Below are 15476 nucleotides of genomic sequence, written 5' to 3'. Positions count from 1 at the left end.
CCTAGGATCGGCACTCTCAGTCGACGCGCCGCGAACCGCCCGGTGCGCTGTAGATGGAGGAATGACAATGGACAGGGCCAAACTGGCGGACTTCCTCCGCCGTTCCCGCGAGCGGCTCCAGCCTGAGCAGGTCGGCCTCGCCGCCGGGCCGCGGCGCCGCACACCGGGCCTGCGCCGCGAGGAGCTGGCCCAGCTGGCCGGAGTATCGGCGGACTACGTGATCCGGCTCGAGCAGGCGCGTAGCTCCCAGCCCTCGACCCAGCTCCTGGCCGCGCTCGCGCGAGCGCTGCGGTTGACCGAGGACGAACGAGATCACCTTTACCTGCTGGCAGGCCACCGCCCGCCTGAAGGACCGCGCGCCGGATATCAAGTCCGCCCCGCGCTGCTCTACCTGCTCGACCGGCTGGGCAATACCCCGGCCCAGATCATCACCGACCTCGGTGATCTGCTCGCACAGAACGCCCTTGCAGAGGCGCTGTTCGGGTGCGTCTGCAACATCGACGAGCAGGACCGCAATATCGTGTGGCGCTGGTTCACCGACCCACACGTACGCGAGGCGTACCCCGCACAGGACCACGACCACCTGAGCCGCGTGCGTGTCGCGGACCTGCGTGCCGCCGCGACACATCGCGGCTACGATCGCCCCGCGACCGCGCTGATCGAGCGGCTCGAGGCGGCCAGCGAGGAGTTCACCGCCATCTGGCACCAGCATGAGGTTGCCAGGCGCCGCAACCACCACGTGCGCGTCGTGCATCCTGCCGTCGGGACCGTCGAATTCGACTTCGAGATGCTGCAGACGCAAGCCACCGACCAGCGCCTTCGCCTCTTCACACCGCCGCCCGGATCCACCTCCGTCGAAGCTCTCGAACTCCTGCGTGTCGTCGGCCCGGAGACCGCCCACCGCAGTCACTGATCGGGAGCCCCGCACGGCCCACAGCACTCGCTGCGGGTCGGCGAAGACCGACAGCCGCCCCCCTCCACTGCGCCTGCCACCTCGACGCCGCACCATGCCGGCGAAGTACGACGAAGCGACCGAGCCGAGACTGTCCGGCTGGTCGCTTCGCGAAGTTCCCGATCTGGGGACTCTGTCATTCGGCGGTTCTCGGTAGCAGCTGGACCAGGGCGACGACCAGGACTCCGAGGCCGATCAGCAGCTCGAGGCCGAGGCCGAAGGCGTGCGGAAAACCACCTGCGGCCCGGTGGGCGTCGAGGGCGTTGTAGAAGACGACTCCGATGATCGCGACACCGATCGCACCGCCCGCCTGCTGCGAGGTGGACAGCACCCCGGAGGCCGCGGCCGCCGCCTCTGGCTCCACGCCGGCCAGCACGATCGCGGGCAGCGGGGCCATCACGAAGCCCATACCCGCGCCGGAGATCAGCAGACCAGGGATCAGCCAGCCGACGCTGCCGTGGGCGCCGATCTCGTCTGCGGTCACCGCGAGCAGGGCGTAGCCGAGGGCGACAACCGCGGCGCCGAGAGCGAGCACCTGACGTCCCAGCAGTTGAGCGACCTTGCCCGACGTGGCCGAAGCGACGAAGTAGCCGATGCCCAGCGGCAGAAAGATGAGGCCGGAGTTCAGCGCTGTCAGTCCGCGACCATTCTGCAGATACAGGGCGAGGACCAGGAAGAACGAGGCCATCATCATCGAGTAGACCAGGCTGGTGGCCATCCCCGCGCTGAATGCCCGCTGACGGAACAGGCTCAGCTGGATCAGCGGCGAGCCGCCGCGGACACCGAGCCGGTGCTGGGAGTAGATGAATCCGCCGAGCAGTGGCACGGCCGCGGCCAGGCAGAGCCAGGTCCACTCGGGCCAACCCTGCTGTCTCCCCTGCACCAGCGGCAGCACGATCGCGACCAGGCCCAATGCCACCAGCACGGTGCCCACCAGGTCGAGCCGGGCGCCGGCCGCGGCCTTCGACTCCGGGATCAGACGCGGCGTCAGCAGCACCGCGACCGCGCCGACCGGCACGTTGATCAAGAAGATGGATCGCCAACCCATCCCGGCGATGTCGGCGTCGATCAGCACACCGCCGATCAGCTGCCCGAACACGCCACCGAACCCGATCGCCAGCCCGAAGGCATTGAAGGCCTTGGCCTGTAGCTCGCCGGTGTACACAGTGTTGATGATGGCGAGCACCTGCGGCATCAGCAGTGCCGCCGCGAGCCCCTGCACAACTCGGGCGCCGACCAGGATTCCGGCGTTGGGCGCAATGCCACAGGCCAGCGACGCGAGGGTGAACAACGCCATTCCGGCGCCGAACAGTCGGCGACGGCCGTAGAGGTCGCCGAGTCGTCCCGCCGTGATCAGTCCGGCGGCCAGCGCCAATCCGTATCCGGCCACGATGAATTGGATCTGCGACGAGCTGGCGTGCAGGTCGGCCTGGGTGGCGGGCAGCGCGACGTTGACGATGAAGAAGTCGAGGGTGGTGATGAAGATCCCGGCGAGCAGGACGGCCAAGGCAGCCCACGACGGGCGGCCGACCTCCCGCTCCTGCGGCCCCGCGGTGGGGGCGACGGTGGTGCTCATGTCTGCTGTGTTCCTCTCGTGCTGAATGAGATCGGACCGCCGCCCCGGCCGTAACGGCCGGGGCCGGTCCATGGGGTCGACCGTCAGGCGGGGACCTTGTCGAGGAAGCCGTGCACCTTGCTGATCTGGCCGTGCTCGTCCAGCACCGCTACGTCGAAGCCGACGACCAGGGCCTCGCCGCCCGCCGGGCCGAGGTTCCAGGTGAAGCGGACGATGTTGTGGTGGGCATCGACCGGACCACCGAGGCTGAACTCCAGCCCGGCGAACTGGCCCTGCACCGCGGCGATGGTCGCGTCGATCGCGTCGCGGCCCTCGGCGACCCCGATCGGGTCGGTGTAGGTGCAGTCCGCCGCCCACAGCTCGTCGATCGCGGCGCGGCGGACAACAGCGTCCGTCTCGTTCCAGGTCTGCAGGTACTCGGTGACGAGGTTGTCGTGCTCGGTCATGTCGTTCTCCTTGTTCGGTGCGTTCTTGCTGATCAGAACGCTACGGAGACTGCGAGATCCGGGAATCGGGCATGCTTAGGTATTTGGTTCGATCGGAATCGAAGGACATAGGTAACGTTCGTTGGTGCTACAAGGACGCGAGACGGAACTGTCGGTCGTAACGGGATTGATCGAGCGAGCCCGCAACGGCGCCAGCGGCACACTGGTGTTGCGGGGCGAACCGGGGATCGGCAAGACCGCCCTGCTGGCCGAGGCGGTGGCCAGAGCGGACGGCTTTCGCGTCATCCGGGTGACCGGCGTCGAGACCGAGGCCGAGCTGACGTTCGCGGGCCTGCACCTGCTGCTGCGATCCGGACTCGACCGCCTCGACGCGCTACCGCAGGTCCAGGCCGACGCGTTGGGCAGTGCCCTGGGCCTGACCGCCTCAGCGGTGCCACCGGACCGCTTCCTGATCGGACTGGCCGTGCTGTCGTTGCTGTCCGAGCTGGCGTCCGAACAGCCGCTGCTCTGCGTGGTCGACGATGCCCAATGGCTGGACAAGAGTTCGGCCGACGCGCTGCTGTTCGCGGCCCGCAGACTCGACTCCGAGGCCATCGTCGCGCTGTTCGCCACCAGGACCGAGGGCGACTTCCGAGCCGACGGGCTCGCGGAACTGCCGCTGACCGGGCTGACAACGTCCGCTGCGGTGAGCCTGCTCGACGACTGCGACCTGCCCCAGCAGGTGCGCTACCGCATTCTCGCCGAGGCGGCGGGAAATCCACTCGCGCTGCTGGAACTGCCCCGCGCCGTCGCAGCCGACGCCGCCGGTCTGCGCGGCGTCGACGCGGATCCGCTGCCGCTGACCGAACGACTCCGCCGCGCCTTCGAAGGACGGCTCACCGTCCTGCCCGCAAGCGCTCGCACCGCGCTGCTGATCGCGGCGGTGGAGGGCGCGGGCGACCTGGAGGTGATTCTGCGGGCCGCGGCCGGGTGCGGCGCGTCGAGCGACGACCTCGACGCCGCCCGCGAAGCCGGACTCGTCGAACTTTCCGGCGGCACACTGACATTCCGGCATCCCCTCGTGCGGGCCGCCGTCCATCGCGCCGCCGCGCTGTCCGCGCGTCGTGCCGCGCATCGTGCGGTAGCCGCCGCCCTCGACGGCCCCGAGGTCGCCGATCGTCGCGCCTGGCACCTCGCCGCCGCCACCGAAGGCCAGTCCGAAGAGGTAGCAGCCGAGCTGGAACGGACCGCGGCGCGCGCGCAAGAGCGCAACGGTGCCGCGGGCGTCTGGTACGCGCGCGCCGCCGACCTGTCCGCCGACCCCACCGGCCGGGCCCGGCGTCTGACCCTCGCCGCCGAGGCCATGGCCCAGTCCGGCGAGCCGGATCAGGCCGTCGAGCTGGCCGAACGCGCCCTCCTCCTGCTCGATGGCACCGAATCCGCCTTCGCCGATCCGGCCGAGGCGGACACGCTCGCCACCAGGCTCGCCCACGTGCGGGCGACCACCGATTTCCTGAGCGGCGATCCCGCGTCCGCTCATCGACGCATGACCGACGCCGCTGCCCGGGTCGCCGCGACGGATCCGGCGCTGGCTGCCACACTGCTGATCGAGGCGATACACGCCGCCTGGTACACCGGCCCCGACGAACTCGCCGACGCAGTCGCACGGCTGGAAGAGCTACCGTTGGACCCCGACCAGCGCCCCGCGGCACTGGCCAAGCTGTTGATCCGGGCCGTGTCCCCGGTCATCGGCAGACCTGCCGGCGAGGCGGCCGAGACCGATCGGGCCCTTGCGGCCGCGGTGGCCGCCGCGCAGGATGACGCCGCCGACCTCAGCCCGGTGGTGATCGCGGGTGTGGCGCTGCTCCTGGGACGGGACCGGATCGCCCAGCGCCTCGCGGTCGACCTCGCCGCGCGGCTCCGTCGCCGCGGACTCATCGGATCCCTGCCCGGCACACTGTTCTACGCGGCGACCGCACAGCTCTACGGCGGGCGGGTCACCGAGGCCCGCCAGACCGTCGCAGAGGCCGTGGACCTCGCCTCGGCAACCGGCCAGCAGCACTGGCTGGCGCAGTTCGCCGAGGCGCAAGCCATGCTGGCGGCCATAGAAGGCGACGAGACGAGGGTGGCGGATCTGATCGCCACAACCAGAGCGCACCGCAGCGATATGGCGTGGCGGGCGCCATGGGCCATCTGGGCGGCCGGGCTGGTCGACCTGGGATCGGGGCGCGCCGAATCGGCACTGAACCGGCTGGTCGAGCTGGACGGCGGGCGGCGCGGTTTCCATATTCCGGCCACACGCTCAACCCCCGATCTCATGGAGGCCGCAGTTCGAGTGGGCCACACCGAGCATGCGGCGGAAGGACTGGCGCTGCTCGAGAAGTGGGCCACCCACACCGGACAGCCCTGGACGGCGGCCTTGGTGCATCGCGGCCGGGCCCTGCTGTCCACCGACGACAAGGCCGAGTACCACTTCCGGACGGCCCTGACACTGAGCGCCCCGGAAGACCGGCCATTCGAGCACGCCAGAACCCAGCTACTGTTCGGCGAGTGGCTCCGCCGTGCAAAACGCAAGGCCGAGGCCCGAATTCACCTGACCGCCGCGCGGGAAACCTTCGACCGACTGGGCGCGGTGCCGTGGGCGAGGCGCGCGGACAACGAACTCACCGCCACCGGAACCTCGGCCACCCGGTCCGGCCCCGCCGACGATCGCGCCGTCAGTCCCGCCGCCGCCGTCCTGACCCCGCAGGAACTGCAGATCGTGCGCCTAGCCGCGCAAGGCCTGTCCAACAAGGACATCGCCGCCCAACTGTTCCTGAGCCCCCGCACCATCGGCGCACACCTCTACAAGGCCTACCCCAAGCTCGGCATCCTCTCCCGCACCGAACTCCCCCAAATCCCCCTCCACTGAACCCAGGCCCGGGCGACCCCGAGTCGTGTCCTCGGCGAAGCGCTGGAACGCTTCGGGTGAGCGGTCGACGAGTAGTCGGAACAGATCTGTCGACCCATCTGGGTCGGCATCGTCCAGGGGGAACTCGATCGTGCCGTGGTGCCACTGATCATCCGACGTCTCCCGCCACATGCAGGCGGTGACGGCAGGCACGCCGTCGTGGGTGAACGCCGGCTTCTCCAGGCAACTCGTGGCGATCCTTCGCCAGCACCGAAAGCGGCAGTTGGAGGAGAAGTTCAAGGCCGGAAAGGACTGGAAGAAAACGGATCTGGTATTCACGACCGAACTGGGTCGCCCGATCGAACCCCGGAGCATGAATCGGATATTCGCCGCATTGTGCAAGAAGGCTGGGGTGCTGGCGGTTCGAGAGGATCGGTCGCTGCAAGTTGCGTTGCGTCGGTTCGTGTTGCCGGTTCCAGGGCCCAGCCGGAGGACCGCCGAGCGGTTCGTCACAGCTGCGCAATGCGGAAGTGCAAGGCGACCACCCCGTCCGCCGGTCGATGACGCTTCTTCGTGGAGCAACCACCGAAGACCTTACTCAGTTCGTTGACGATCTCGGTCTTCTAGTCGGCCGCGCGCTTCACCTCGTGCTGAGCGACTGTCGCGCCCGCAGCGGCAGCCGACGTAGTCCGATGACGGTGCAGCCGCGGGATTGCCAGGTGCCGCAGGCCCGGCGCAGTCCGAGTTTCTGATCCACTTCTGCGGGCGGCCGAGTTCTGCAGCTATGACGGAATGAGCGAATGGTCTGCGCCGCAGTCGTTCTCGCTGCGCGAATGCGCGACATGCGACAGATGCGGGCATTCGACAGGCAGAATGGCCCCCATGAGCACACACGCAGGCCTGCTCCTGGCGATCGCGATCCCCGCCGGCGGCAACGACTTCTCCAGCCCCGCCATGTGAGACCCCGAGCGGCCCCGGAATCCTGAAGCTCGGCCCGAACCAAGTACCCACCTTCTGACCGGCGAAAATATGCCAAGTCCTTGACGCAAGACAATCACAGCTTGCGCACACTCATCGGCAGAAGCGGACGTTCGCCGACCGACCGTCCAGCGGCATGACAGTGCGTTTGCGGAGGCGTCATGCTGAGCGAGGTGGCGTGGTCGGCTGGGGGTCCGGTGTCACGTTCAGGGTGTTGATCCACAGATGTGTGAGGGTTGCTGCGGTGTCGTCGAGCGAGGTTCCGGTCTTCGAGGCCTGATAGAACGCGCGCTCGGTCATCCATACCAGTGCGGTCGTCACGGCGCGCGCGCCGGTCGGGCCGTCGTCATCGGAAAGCCCGGCGCGTCCGGCGATGGCCCGGGTGATGTCGCGGATGGCGGTGACGGCTGAATGCCAGCTCTCACCGATCGCCGCGACGGTAGGGGCGAGCTCGACGGCGGCGCGCATGACGCTGCCGTGGTCACGCCACATGTCGCGGGTCCGGTCGATGCTGCGGCGCAGGACGAGCGCTGGTTCTCCGGAGGCGTCGGCGGCCTCGATTTCCGTGCGCAGCGTGGCCACGGTTCGTTCGACCAGCGCGGCCAGGGCAGCGTTCTTGGACGCGAAATAGAAGTAGAACGCTCCCCGGGTGATGCCCACCGCCGTGGCGATCGTCTCGATCGTCATCTGGTCGAATCCGATCGTGTCCAGCTGTTCTTCGGCGGCGTCGAGGATGGCTCGCTCGCGCTGGTCGCCTTTGGTGGGCGTGGTGCGGCGGCGTCCGCGGGTGGTTCCGGTCTCGGGCACGGATCTCACCCTACCCGGAGATGATTAATTTCTACGCTATGTCGATTATTGCCGACTTAGTGTAGATTTTGTCCGCATGACCGATCGAACCACCGGCAAGACCCTCTTCATCACCGGCGTGAGCTCCGGTTTCGGACTGGCAATCGCGCGCAAGGCGATTCATGACGGCCACCTCGTGGTGGGCACGGTGCGGCGCGACGCCGACGCCGAGCAGTTCCGAGCACTGCATCCCCGCCGCGCCGTCGCGCGCATTCTCGATGTCACCGACGACGAGGCGGTCCTGGCCACGGTGAACGACATCGAATCGACCGTCGCCTCGATCGATGTCGTCATCGCCAACGCCGGGTACGGCCACGAAGGAGTGTTCGAGGAATCGCCACTGGCCGAACTACGAAACCAGTTCGCGGTCAACGTCTTCGGTGCGGTGGCTACCATCCAGGCGGTGCTACCGCACCTGCGGGCCCGGCGATCGGGCCACATCCTGGGCATCACCTCCATGGGCGGGCTCATGACGGTGCCCGGCCTGGCGTACTACCACGGCAGCAAGTACGCCCTGGAAGGAATCCTCGAGACCCTCGGCAAGGAGGTTGCCGGGTTCGGCATCCACGTCACGGCCGTCGCACCCGGCTCGTTCCGCACCGACTGGGCCGGGCGATCCATGATCCGCACCGAACGCTCGATCCCGGACTACGACGCGCTGATGGACCCGGTACGCGCACACCGCCGCGCCGCCGACGGCAATCAGCTTGGAAATCCCGAAAAGGCCGCAGCCGCAATACTTTCGGTAACCGAGGCCGCCGACCCCCCGGCACACCTGCTGCTCGGCTCCGACGCCCTGCGACTGGTACGAGCCGGCCGGGAGGCCGTCGACGCCGAGATCGAGAAATGGGCCGACCTCTCATGCACCACGGACTTCGCCGAAGGAGCCCAACTGCCGGGCTGACCCGCCAGACAGCCGAACCAGCGCGGTTCCGGCGCCGTAGCGGGCAACGCCAGTCGATCCTGACCGATATCCGCTATACGGCTACTTGAGAGTGCGTTGCTAACCGCGCCGAGCTGGCGCTGCGTGCGGCTGTGGGCGCTGCGGCCGATTCGGTGGAGCTGCAAATGCCCGCGTGCCTTGATCGCTCGCCGGTAGCGAGCGTTCAAGGACTCGATCGCAGCAGTCGCACGGATGGTCCGCAGTTGCCGCGTCGCAGGTGCGGGTAGGGCTGGACAGCAACTGCCACGCGCCAGGTGTTGATTCCATCCCTGACGACGATGACAGCGATGGTCAGGGCGGCGAAGGGGCGCACATGGAATCTCATTGCGGCAGAAGGGAATTAGATCCAATTCCCGATGTCGAAAGCCGCCCCCACCGGACCGCCATGGTGTCGAACGGTATTGATAGTCCACCTGTTTCGAGCTTCGGGCAGACTGAGGCTGTGCGATATGTGATGCGGCAGCGCGTACTGAGCCTGGGCCAGGACTACTGGGTGACCGACGAATCCGGGAACCGGGCCTTCCTCATCGACGGCCGGGTGCTGGCGTTGCGCCGGACCTTCGATCTGAAGGGGCCGGGCGGCGAGGTCTACGCCGTCGCCCGCAAAAAGGCTCTGGCCCTTCGCGATACCATGACCGTCCGGATCGGTGGCTCGCATGCGGCCACCGTACGCAAGAAGCTGTTCAGCCCCCTGCGACACAGCTTCACGATCGCACTCGCCTCCGGCGAGCACTGGACCGCACGCGGCGACCTCATCGAAAAGAACTACACCCTCGAGGGCCCCCGGGGCGTTGTCGCTCAGACCTCACGCAAATGGTTCCGGATCCGCGACACCTACGGCGTGGAGGTCTACCACCCCGACGTCCCGCTGACCCTGGCCATCGTGGTGTGCATCGACGAGCTCGTCGCCGCCGAAAGGAAACAGCGCCGCGACGCGTAACCGCTTCGAACCCCGCACCCGCTCGGTGCGGCCAGCGCCGGGGGCGCCACCGATCTCCCGCCCGAACCGCTCGATTCCGCCACCATGTTCGCCCCGGTCGGCACACTGGTAGCGCCCCCGCCCGTCTGCCCCTCGCTACTCCGGCCAGGCGCTGTGGCGGATGATGTCGACGAAGTCCCGGCGGACGAAGGCCGGATCGAAGTGCGCCAGCACGTCGTCGTTCATGGTGCCGAAGGTCGTGTCGGGGCGATCGGCCATGCCTTCGTTGAAGGCCCGCAGAATCCTGTTCTTGAAGTCCGGTCGCGGATGGGCCGCCAAGACTTCGGCGCGCTGCGCGGCGGTGATCTCGTCGAGATCGAGTCCGAGAACATCGGTTTCGACCCCCAGCGTTACCACGGCCACCTCGGGCGGAAGGTGGTGCGGCACTTCGGGTGTGGTGTGCAGCGCGATGGCCAGCCAGACATCGCGGGCCTCGCGCTCCGAACGGCCGTGGCGCAGTAGGAAACTCCGCGCCGCCTCCGCGCCGTCGAGCTCGAATCGGCGGGTCTTGTCGGCGTAAGCGCGCACCAGTCCGAGGTCGTGGAAAAGTCCTCCCACATACGCCAATTCGGGATCGACATCGAGTCCGCGCGCCGCGGCCTTCAGCGAACCCCACAGATACACCCGGCGCGAATGATGGTAGAGCGTCTCGTCGGCGGCCTGCCGGACGATCTCGGTGGCCTCGTGAACGAGGTCGGTATCGGGGACAACCACCCCGGCGATGAGTTCTGGCATCGGCAACTCCTGGTTATCGGTCGTATTGACAGCTCCCATTGTTGCCGCCGTATTCGCCGGTGGACACCGCGCGGAGCGACCGGTACCCCACAGATCCGGACGTGGGTCAGTCGGCGTCGCGGCGACGCCCGCCGGCGGCCGTGCCGAACCGCGCCCGGTACTGGCTGGGTGAAATTCCGAAGCGCGCCACGAAGATTCGGCGCATCGTCTCCGAGCTACCGAATCCTGCCGAGCGGGCGGCCGCGGCCACGGTGTGCCCGGCATCGAGCAGCACCTTGGCATGGTCGAGGCGCACCTGCTCGACATACCTCGCCGGGGTGGTGTCCAGCTCCCCGGCGAACAGTCGCGCCAGGTGCCGGGGCCCGACGCCCACCCGGTCGGCCAGCGAATTGACGCTGTGGTCGAGCGCCGGCTGCGCGGAGATCAGATCGACCACGGTCCGCAGCGCCGGCGTCCGCGGCGGCCGCACCCGCAGCGGCGCGGAGAACTGGGACTGCCCGCCGGGCCGCTGCATGAACATGACCAGGCCGCGCGCGACCTCCCGCGCGAGGTCGACGCCGTGATCGCGTTCGACCAGCGCGAGCGCGAGATCCATCCCAGCGGTGACGCCGGCCGAGGTGAACACGCCGTCGTCCTCGACGAACAGCGCATCGGGCTGCACCCGGACATCCGGGTAGCTGCGCGCCAGCAGCTCCGCGTGCCGCCAGTGCGTGGTCGCCCGGCGACCCGACAGCACGCCCGCCGCGGCCAGCGCGAACGACCCGGTACAGATCGACACCATGCGACGGGTGCGGGGCCGCAGCTGCTCGATCGCGGCGATCAGTCCGGCGGGAACGGGACGGCCGACTAGACAGTCGCCGCCGGCGATCACCACGCTGTCGGCCTCCCCACAGTCGGCGACCTCGGCGGCGGCGAGCTCCATCCCGTTCGACGCGACCACCGGACCGCCCGAGACGGACACATAGGCCAGGCCGTAGGCGCCGCCGAGCAGATTCGCCTCCGCGAAGACCTCCGCTGGCCCGGTCACATCCAGCATCTTCATGCCGTCGAACATCACGAACACCACCCGCCGACCACCCACCATGAATCCACCTCCGCCTCGTCCTCGGACTCTCTCGCGAGCATAGGTCCGCACCCGAACCTCGTCCGGGCGGTACGCAGCCCGTCCGGATCGATCACCAACCCGCAGCAAGCCGATGCGCAGGGCATTCTCGTCGCGTCGATCGCCATCTTTCAGCCCGGACCACACGGCTGGCCGGTAGGAAACCTCCGAGCCGCCGGTGACGAGGAAAGAACACGGTTTTCCGGGTGGGCCCCTCTCGATCGAAGACCCCCGGTCAAGGTGAAATATACTGGCGTACAGCTGGATTCAGGATCGAAGCCGGCCGACGGAGTCGGTAGCGACGATGCGCCGAGTTTCGGCCCGGCGGGCAAGTGGAACAGCCCGATTCAGGCCTCCGGCCGAGCCGCGAAGTCGACGGCGGCCGCGCGCAGGGTTTCGGCCAGGCGGGCGACGGGTTCGGGGAGCGGGCCCGGCATCCTGGCCAGCAGTATGCGACGTTGCTCGGCGGGCCCGCCGTGGACCGGCAGCATCCGCATGCCGGGCGGCTCGACCGGTGCGAGACCGGCTGGGACGGTGGTGATTCCGCAACCCGCGGCGACGAGGTGGAGTTTCGCGAGCCAATCAGATCGCGGAGGTGCCGCCATCGACGGCCAGTTCCATACCGTTGACGAAGGACGAGTCGTTCGAGGCGAGGAACAGTGCGACCGTGGCGATCTCCTCGGGCCGGCCCATCTTCCCCCGCGGGATCAAGGCTTCGAACTGCGCCTTGGTCTCCGCGTCGAACAACTGCTCCTGAATCGGCGTCGCGATCTGGCCCGGGCTCAGCACATTGACCCGGATCCGCCGCTCCCTCAGCTCGTACAACCACACGCGGGCCAATGCGTGCAGCGCGGCCTTGCTCGCCGCGTAGACGCTGTAATCCGGCCAACCCTTGACCGAGGCGATCGACCCGGTCATGAAGATCGACCCACCGTTGTTGAACAAACGCAGCGCTTTCTGCACGGTGAATAACGTGCCGCGGGTGTTCAGCCCGAAAGTATTGTCGAATTGCGTTTCGGTAATGTCGCCGAGTTTGGCCGCCTCGGCCGTCCCGGCACTCGCGAACAGCACGTCGATAGCGCCGTGCTCCCGTTCGACCGTCTCGAACAGCCGGTCCAAGTCGGCCAGGTCGGAAGCATCACCCTGCACGCCGGTCACATTGCGCCCGATAAGCTCGACGGCCTCGTCCAGCGCCGCTTTCCGCCGACCAGTGATGTAGACGTACGCACCCTCCTGGACAAACAGTTCGGCGCTCGCCAGCGCCATACCGCTGGATCCGCCCGTGATTACCGCGACCTTGCCATCGAGCTTTCCCATGATCACTCCCTCTTTCGTCACTTAATCGGCTCCCACCTGCACGAATCGCGTTATGTGAACGATTCGGTGTACTTAAGCTAACAGCCGGCAGGACGACGCGCAAGCTAAGTACACCTACCGTTACCCGCGCGGTAGCATGACACCGTGACCGAGTTGGAGAAGGGCCCCCGGGGTCAACGTCGCGGCAGGGGCGCGCGCGAACGGATCCTCGAGGCGTCACGGCAGCTGTTCGGTGAGCAGGGCATCAGCAATACCGGCATGGACCAGCTCTGCGCGGTGGCCCAGGTGTCGAAGCGCACCGCATACCAGCACTTCAGCGGCAAAGACGAGCTCGTAGCCGAGTATCTGCGCCGGCACGATCCCGACACCATGCCCGAAGTATTCGACCGCACCGATCTCACCCCCCGGCAGAAGCTGCTCGCCGCCTTCGACAAGCCACAGTCGGTACCACCGCAGGAGGTGACACCGCTGTGCCCCTTTATCGCGGCCGCTGTCGAGATCACCGACCCCCACCACCCAGCCCGCCGCCGCGCACACGACTACAAGGCCTCCGTCGCCACCCGCTTCACCGAAACTGCCCGCCAGGCCGGCGCCACCGACCCCCAGCAGCTCGGCGAACAACTGGCCCTGCTCCTCGACGGCGCCTCGGCCCGCACCCGAGCACTCGGCATCGAGACCCTCCCGACCGCCGCCGCCATCGCCGCGATACTCATCAACAGCGCCCTCCCCGCCGCGCCGGGAGCGGCCGAGAACTGAGCACGACGCCGTCCCGAACCGCGGCGCGCTACCGTTCGACCGTTCCCAGCCGAAAAATCCGGCCTACCCGCTCGGCCAGCTCGTTTTCCGATATGGCGGCGCGGGTCACCCACCTGACTACACCGTCCGGGAGCGGTAACGACCCGAGTTCGCCTCCTTCGCGAGAGGTGGGTAGCTGCGCCCGGAGCCGTAACCTCGGGCCCAATCGAGACTTGCCTGGACTGGGAATACGTATTGCGACGTAGTCCGGCGTTCGCGCGTCGGCGGATGTGGTGGTGATCGGAATTCGGCCACACTGAGTGTGCCGTGCGGTTGCCCCGTGTTATCGAAACGTCCTGTGGCTGAACCATTCCGAGCCGCACAGCGCAATCCCCTTCGACGATAAGGAATTCTCATGTCCGGTGCCGAGTTCACGCTCGACCCACGACGTCAGCGCATCGGCGCGATGGCCGCCATCTGCTATGTGGTGTTCTTCGTCGTCTCCTTGGTTCTACCCGGCCGGCTGAACGGCAATGCGCCGATTTTCACGCCCTATTCGCCCGATGAGACCGTATCGCGGTACCTGGCGGAGACCACCCGTGGCGCCATTGCCTACGGTGCCTTCTTCCAGGCATTGAGCGCACTGGCGCTGCTGGTATTCGTCCCGTACGCAACCGATTACGCGCGACGGCTCGCACCCGAGGGCGGATATGCCGGTGTGATTCGCGCCGGTGGCACGGTATCGGCGGCATTGCTACTGGTCTCCTCCTCTGTGCAGTGGGTGTCGAACCGGCCCAGTACCGGTGGCGATCTGCGTGTGTTCCGAGCAATATCGGACATCACCTTCGTCACCGGAGCCGCGCCGCATGTCGCGACGCTCGGTCTGCTGGTCGGAGCGGTCGCGGGTGTCGGCCTGAAGACCCGGGCGCTGCCGCGGTGGTTGTGCTGGTTCGGATTCGTCATCGCCGCGGCGTCACTGCTGTCGATGTTGTCACTGCTTTTCGAGGCCGCCACCATTTTCATCCCGGCGGGACGCTATATCGGAATGGTCTGGTTCCTCGCCCTCGCGGTGGTCCTGCTTGTCCGGCGCACGACCGGCGCGCCCTCGATACAGACCGGCCCGGGCGTCGGCCGGTAGCCCGATCGCGGCGGCAGGACCGGCTATCCGGCGCTGCCCAGTTTCACGGCGGTCTTCTCCGGGACAGCCGCCTTGTTGCGGACCCTGTTGTGGCCGTAGGTGATTCCGGCGACCAGGAGGGCGAGCAGGGCCGCGGAGGTACCCCAGGTGCCGAGCGCAAGGCCGCCGGAGTGGTGGGGTTTGGACAGCAGATCGCCAACCGTGGCGCCGAGCGGGCGGGTGAGAATGAATGCCAGCCAGAACAACAGCACGCCGGACACGCGGGTCAGGTAATGGGCGGCCAGCAGGACCGCCATCGCCGCGCCGATGAGCGCGGCGCTGCCCCCATAGCCGAGACCGGAGCTGTCGGACAGATAGTCGCCGAGGGAGGTGCCGAGCGTATTGGACAGCAGAATGGCTGTCCAATAGAGGATTTCGGCGCGACGGTTGGTGATGTTGGTGACGTCGTAGGTCTGGCCGCTGAGTTTCCAGATCACGAACACGACGGCCAGTCCGGTGACGAGGATGGCGGCGCCGGTCCCGTACCCCAGCCCGCCGGCGGTGGAGGTGCCCGAGCCGGGCCCGCGGTTGAGGAAGTCGGAAATGGTGGTACCGGCGGTGCTGGTGGCGGCGATGACGGTCCAGTAGAGCGCGGGGTGGAAGCCGCGAACCCCGAGCTGAGCGAACAGGCTGACCGCGAAGATCGCCAGGAACAGGAGCGAGGCGGTGGCGTAGCCGAGGTGCAGGGTTTGCGCCAGCAGGTCGCCGCCTGTCTCACCGAGCGTCGTCGCGGCGATTTTCAGAACCCAGAACAGGACGGTGACCTGGGGGAGCTTGTAGTCGGTGCGGATGCGCGCCGAGTCCATGCTGGAGACTTCCCT

14 protein-coding genes are annotated in these 15476 nt (G+C 67.9%); 6 read left to right on the top strand and 8 right to left on the bottom strand.

The genetic code is table 11. From position 1 onward, the window contains the following. Nucleotides 1-67: 67 nt before the first annotated feature. Nucleotides 68-913, top strand: coding sequence for a helix-turn-helix transcriptional regulator (locus KO481_RS12005; RefSeq protein ID WP_245400751.1), 846 nt, complete (start codon nt 68-70; stop codon nt 911-913). A 175-nt stretch (nt 914-1088) separates the two neighbouring features. On the opposite strand, the gene KO481_RS12000 is transcribed toward KO481_RS12005, so the two are convergent. Next, nucleotides 1089-2528 (bottom strand): DHA2 family efflux MFS transporter permease subunit, encoded by a 1440-nt coding sequence (locus tag KO481_RS12000; RefSeq protein ID WP_215917116.1) that lies wholly within the window; start codon nt 2526-2528, stop codon nt 1089-1091. 83 nt (nt 2529-2611) lie between these two features. Next, entirely contained in the window at nt 2612-2974 is a 363-nt protein-coding gene (locus tag KO481_RS11995; RefSeq protein ID WP_215917115.1) for a nuclear transport factor 2 family protein, read from the bottom strand. A gap of 124 nt (nt 2975-3098) precedes the next feature. On the opposite strand from KO481_RS11995, the gene KO481_RS11990 reads away from it, so the two are divergent. Next, nucleotides 3099-5864, top strand: a complete 2766-nt coding sequence (locus KO481_RS11990; RefSeq protein WP_215917114.1) for a helix-turn-helix transcriptional regulator — start codon at nt 3099-3101, stop codon at nt 5862-5864. A 1116-nt stretch (nt 5865-6980) separates the two neighbouring features. Here the strand turns inward: KO481_RS11990 and KO481_RS11985 are convergent. Next, the gene (locus KO481_RS11985; RefSeq protein ID WP_215917113.1) at nt 6981-7628 is read right to left on the bottom strand and encodes a TetR/AcrR family transcriptional regulator; all 648 of its coding nucleotides are present in this window, start codon (nt 7626-7628) and stop codon (nt 6981-6983) included. A 76-nt stretch (nt 7629-7704) separates the two neighbouring features. Here KO481_RS11985 and KO481_RS11980 point away from each other — a divergent pair, with 76 nt between their 5' ends. Both KO481_RS11980 and KO481_RS11970 read left to right on the top strand, forming a co-directional pair. Further along, on the top strand, nt 7705-8571 hold the full coding sequence (locus KO481_RS11980) for an oxidoreductase (protein ID WP_215917112.1): 867 nt from the start codon (nt 7705-7707) through the stop codon (nt 8569-8571). Between the two features lie 481 nt (nt 8572-9052). Next, complete coding sequence (locus KO481_RS11970; protein ID WP_215917111.1) at nt 9053-9550, top strand: LURP-one-related/scramblase family protein; 498 nt, start codon at nt 9053-9055, stop codon at nt 9548-9550. Nucleotides 9551-9685: 135 nt separating this feature from the next. Here KO481_RS11970 and KO481_RS11965 read toward each other — a convergent pair whose 3' ends face one another. The 4 genes from KO481_RS11965 to KO481_RS11950 form a co-directional block, all read right to left on the bottom strand. Beyond that, nucleotides 9686-10324 carry an HD domain-containing protein gene (locus tag KO481_RS11965; RefSeq protein WP_215917110.1) on the bottom strand — a complete coding sequence of 213 codons (639 nt, stop codon included), beginning with the start codon at nt 10322-10324 and terminating at the stop codon, nt 9686-9688. Between the two features lie 106 nt (nt 10325-10430). After that, a complete protein-coding gene (locus KO481_RS11960) occupies nt 10431-11408 on the bottom strand; it encodes a GlxA family transcriptional regulator (protein WP_215917109.1) in 978 nt (325 codons plus the stop codon). Between the two features lie 365 nt (nt 11409-11773). Further along, on the bottom strand, nt 11774-12031 hold the full coding sequence (locus KO481_RS11955) for a type 2 periplasmic-binding domain-containing protein (RefSeq protein ID WP_215917108.1): 258 nt from the start codon (nt 12029-12031) through the stop codon (nt 11774-11776). Beyond that, on the bottom strand, nt 12009-12743 hold the full coding sequence (locus tag KO481_RS11950; protein WP_215917107.1) for an SDR family NAD(P)-dependent oxidoreductase: 735 nt from the start codon (nt 12741-12743) through the stop codon (nt 12009-12011). The genes KO481_RS11955 and KO481_RS11950 overlap by 23 nt, the downstream gene beginning before the upstream one ends. Before the next feature lie 144 nt (nt 12744-12887). Here KO481_RS11950 and KO481_RS11945 point away from each other — a divergent pair, with 144 nt between their 5' ends. Together KO481_RS11945 and KO481_RS11940 are read left to right on the top strand one after the other, a co-directional pair. Further along, on the top strand, nt 12888-13499 hold the full coding sequence (locus tag KO481_RS11945; RefSeq protein WP_308166537.1) for a TetR/AcrR family transcriptional regulator: 612 nt from the start codon (nt 12888-12890) through the stop codon (nt 13497-13499). A gap of 394 nt (nt 13500-13893) precedes the next feature. Further along, on the top strand, nt 13894-14616 hold the full coding sequence (locus KO481_RS11940; protein ID WP_215917106.1) for a hypothetical protein: 723 nt from the start codon (nt 13894-13896) through the stop codon (nt 14614-14616). 23 nt (nt 14617-14639) lie between these two features. Here KO481_RS11940 and KO481_RS11935 read toward each other — a convergent pair whose 3' ends face one another. Then, nucleotides 14640-15461: a COG4705 family protein gene (locus tag KO481_RS11935; RefSeq protein ID WP_215917105.1), complete on the bottom strand. Its 822-nt coding sequence runs from the start codon at nt 15459-15461 to the stop codon at nt 14640-14642. Nucleotides 15462-15476 lie beyond the last annotated feature (15 nt).

Source organism: Nocardia albiluteola (assembly GCF_018860155.1).
Classification (GTDB): Bacteria; Actinomycetota; Actinomycetes; order Mycobacteriales; family Mycobacteriaceae; genus Nocardia; species Nocardia albiluteola.
The sequence above is the reverse complement of the archived record's forward strand: the minus strand, read 5'-3'. Positions and strand labels throughout refer to the sequence as shown.

Bases quoted from the DNA above. Each gene is read 5' to 3' on its own strand.
- KO481_RS12005 (WP_245400751.1), top strand. From the start codon at position 68: ATGGACAGGGCCAAACTGGCGGACTTCCTCCGCCGTTCCCGCGAGCGG.
- KO481_RS12000 (WP_215917116.1), bottom strand. From the start codon at position 2,528: ATGAGCACCACCGTCGCCCCCACCGCGGGGCCGCAGGAGCGGGAGGTC.
- KO481_RS11995 (WP_215917115.1), bottom strand. From the start codon at position 2,974: ATGACCGAGCACGACAACCTCGTCACCGAGTACCTGCAGACCTGGAAC.
- KO481_RS11980 (WP_215917112.1), top strand. From the start codon at position 7,705: ATGACCGATCGAACCACCGGCAAGACCCTCTTCATCACCGGCGTGAGC.
- KO481_RS11965 (WP_215917110.1), bottom strand. From the start codon at position 10,324: ATGCCAGAACTCATCGCCGGGGTGGTTGTCCCCGATACCGACCTCGTT.
- KO481_RS11960 (WP_215917109.1), bottom strand. From the start codon at position 11,408: ATGGTGGGTGGTCGGCGGGTGGTGTTCGTGATGTTCGACGGCATGAAG.
- KO481_RS11955 (WP_215917108.1), bottom strand. From the start codon at position 12,031: ATGGCGGCACCTCCGCGATCTGATTGGCTCGCGAAACTCCACCTCGTC.
- KO481_RS11950 (WP_215917107.1), bottom strand. From the start codon at position 12,743: ATGGGAAAGCTCGATGGCAAGGTCGCGGTAATCACGGGCGGATCCAGC.
- KO481_RS11940 (WP_215917106.1), top strand. From the start codon at position 13,894: ATGTCCGGTGCCGAGTTCACGCTCGACCCACGACGTCAGCGCATCGGC.
- KO481_RS11935 (WP_215917105.1), bottom strand. From the start codon at position 15,461: ATGGACTCGGCGCGCATCCGCACCGACTACAAGCTCCCCCAGGTCACC.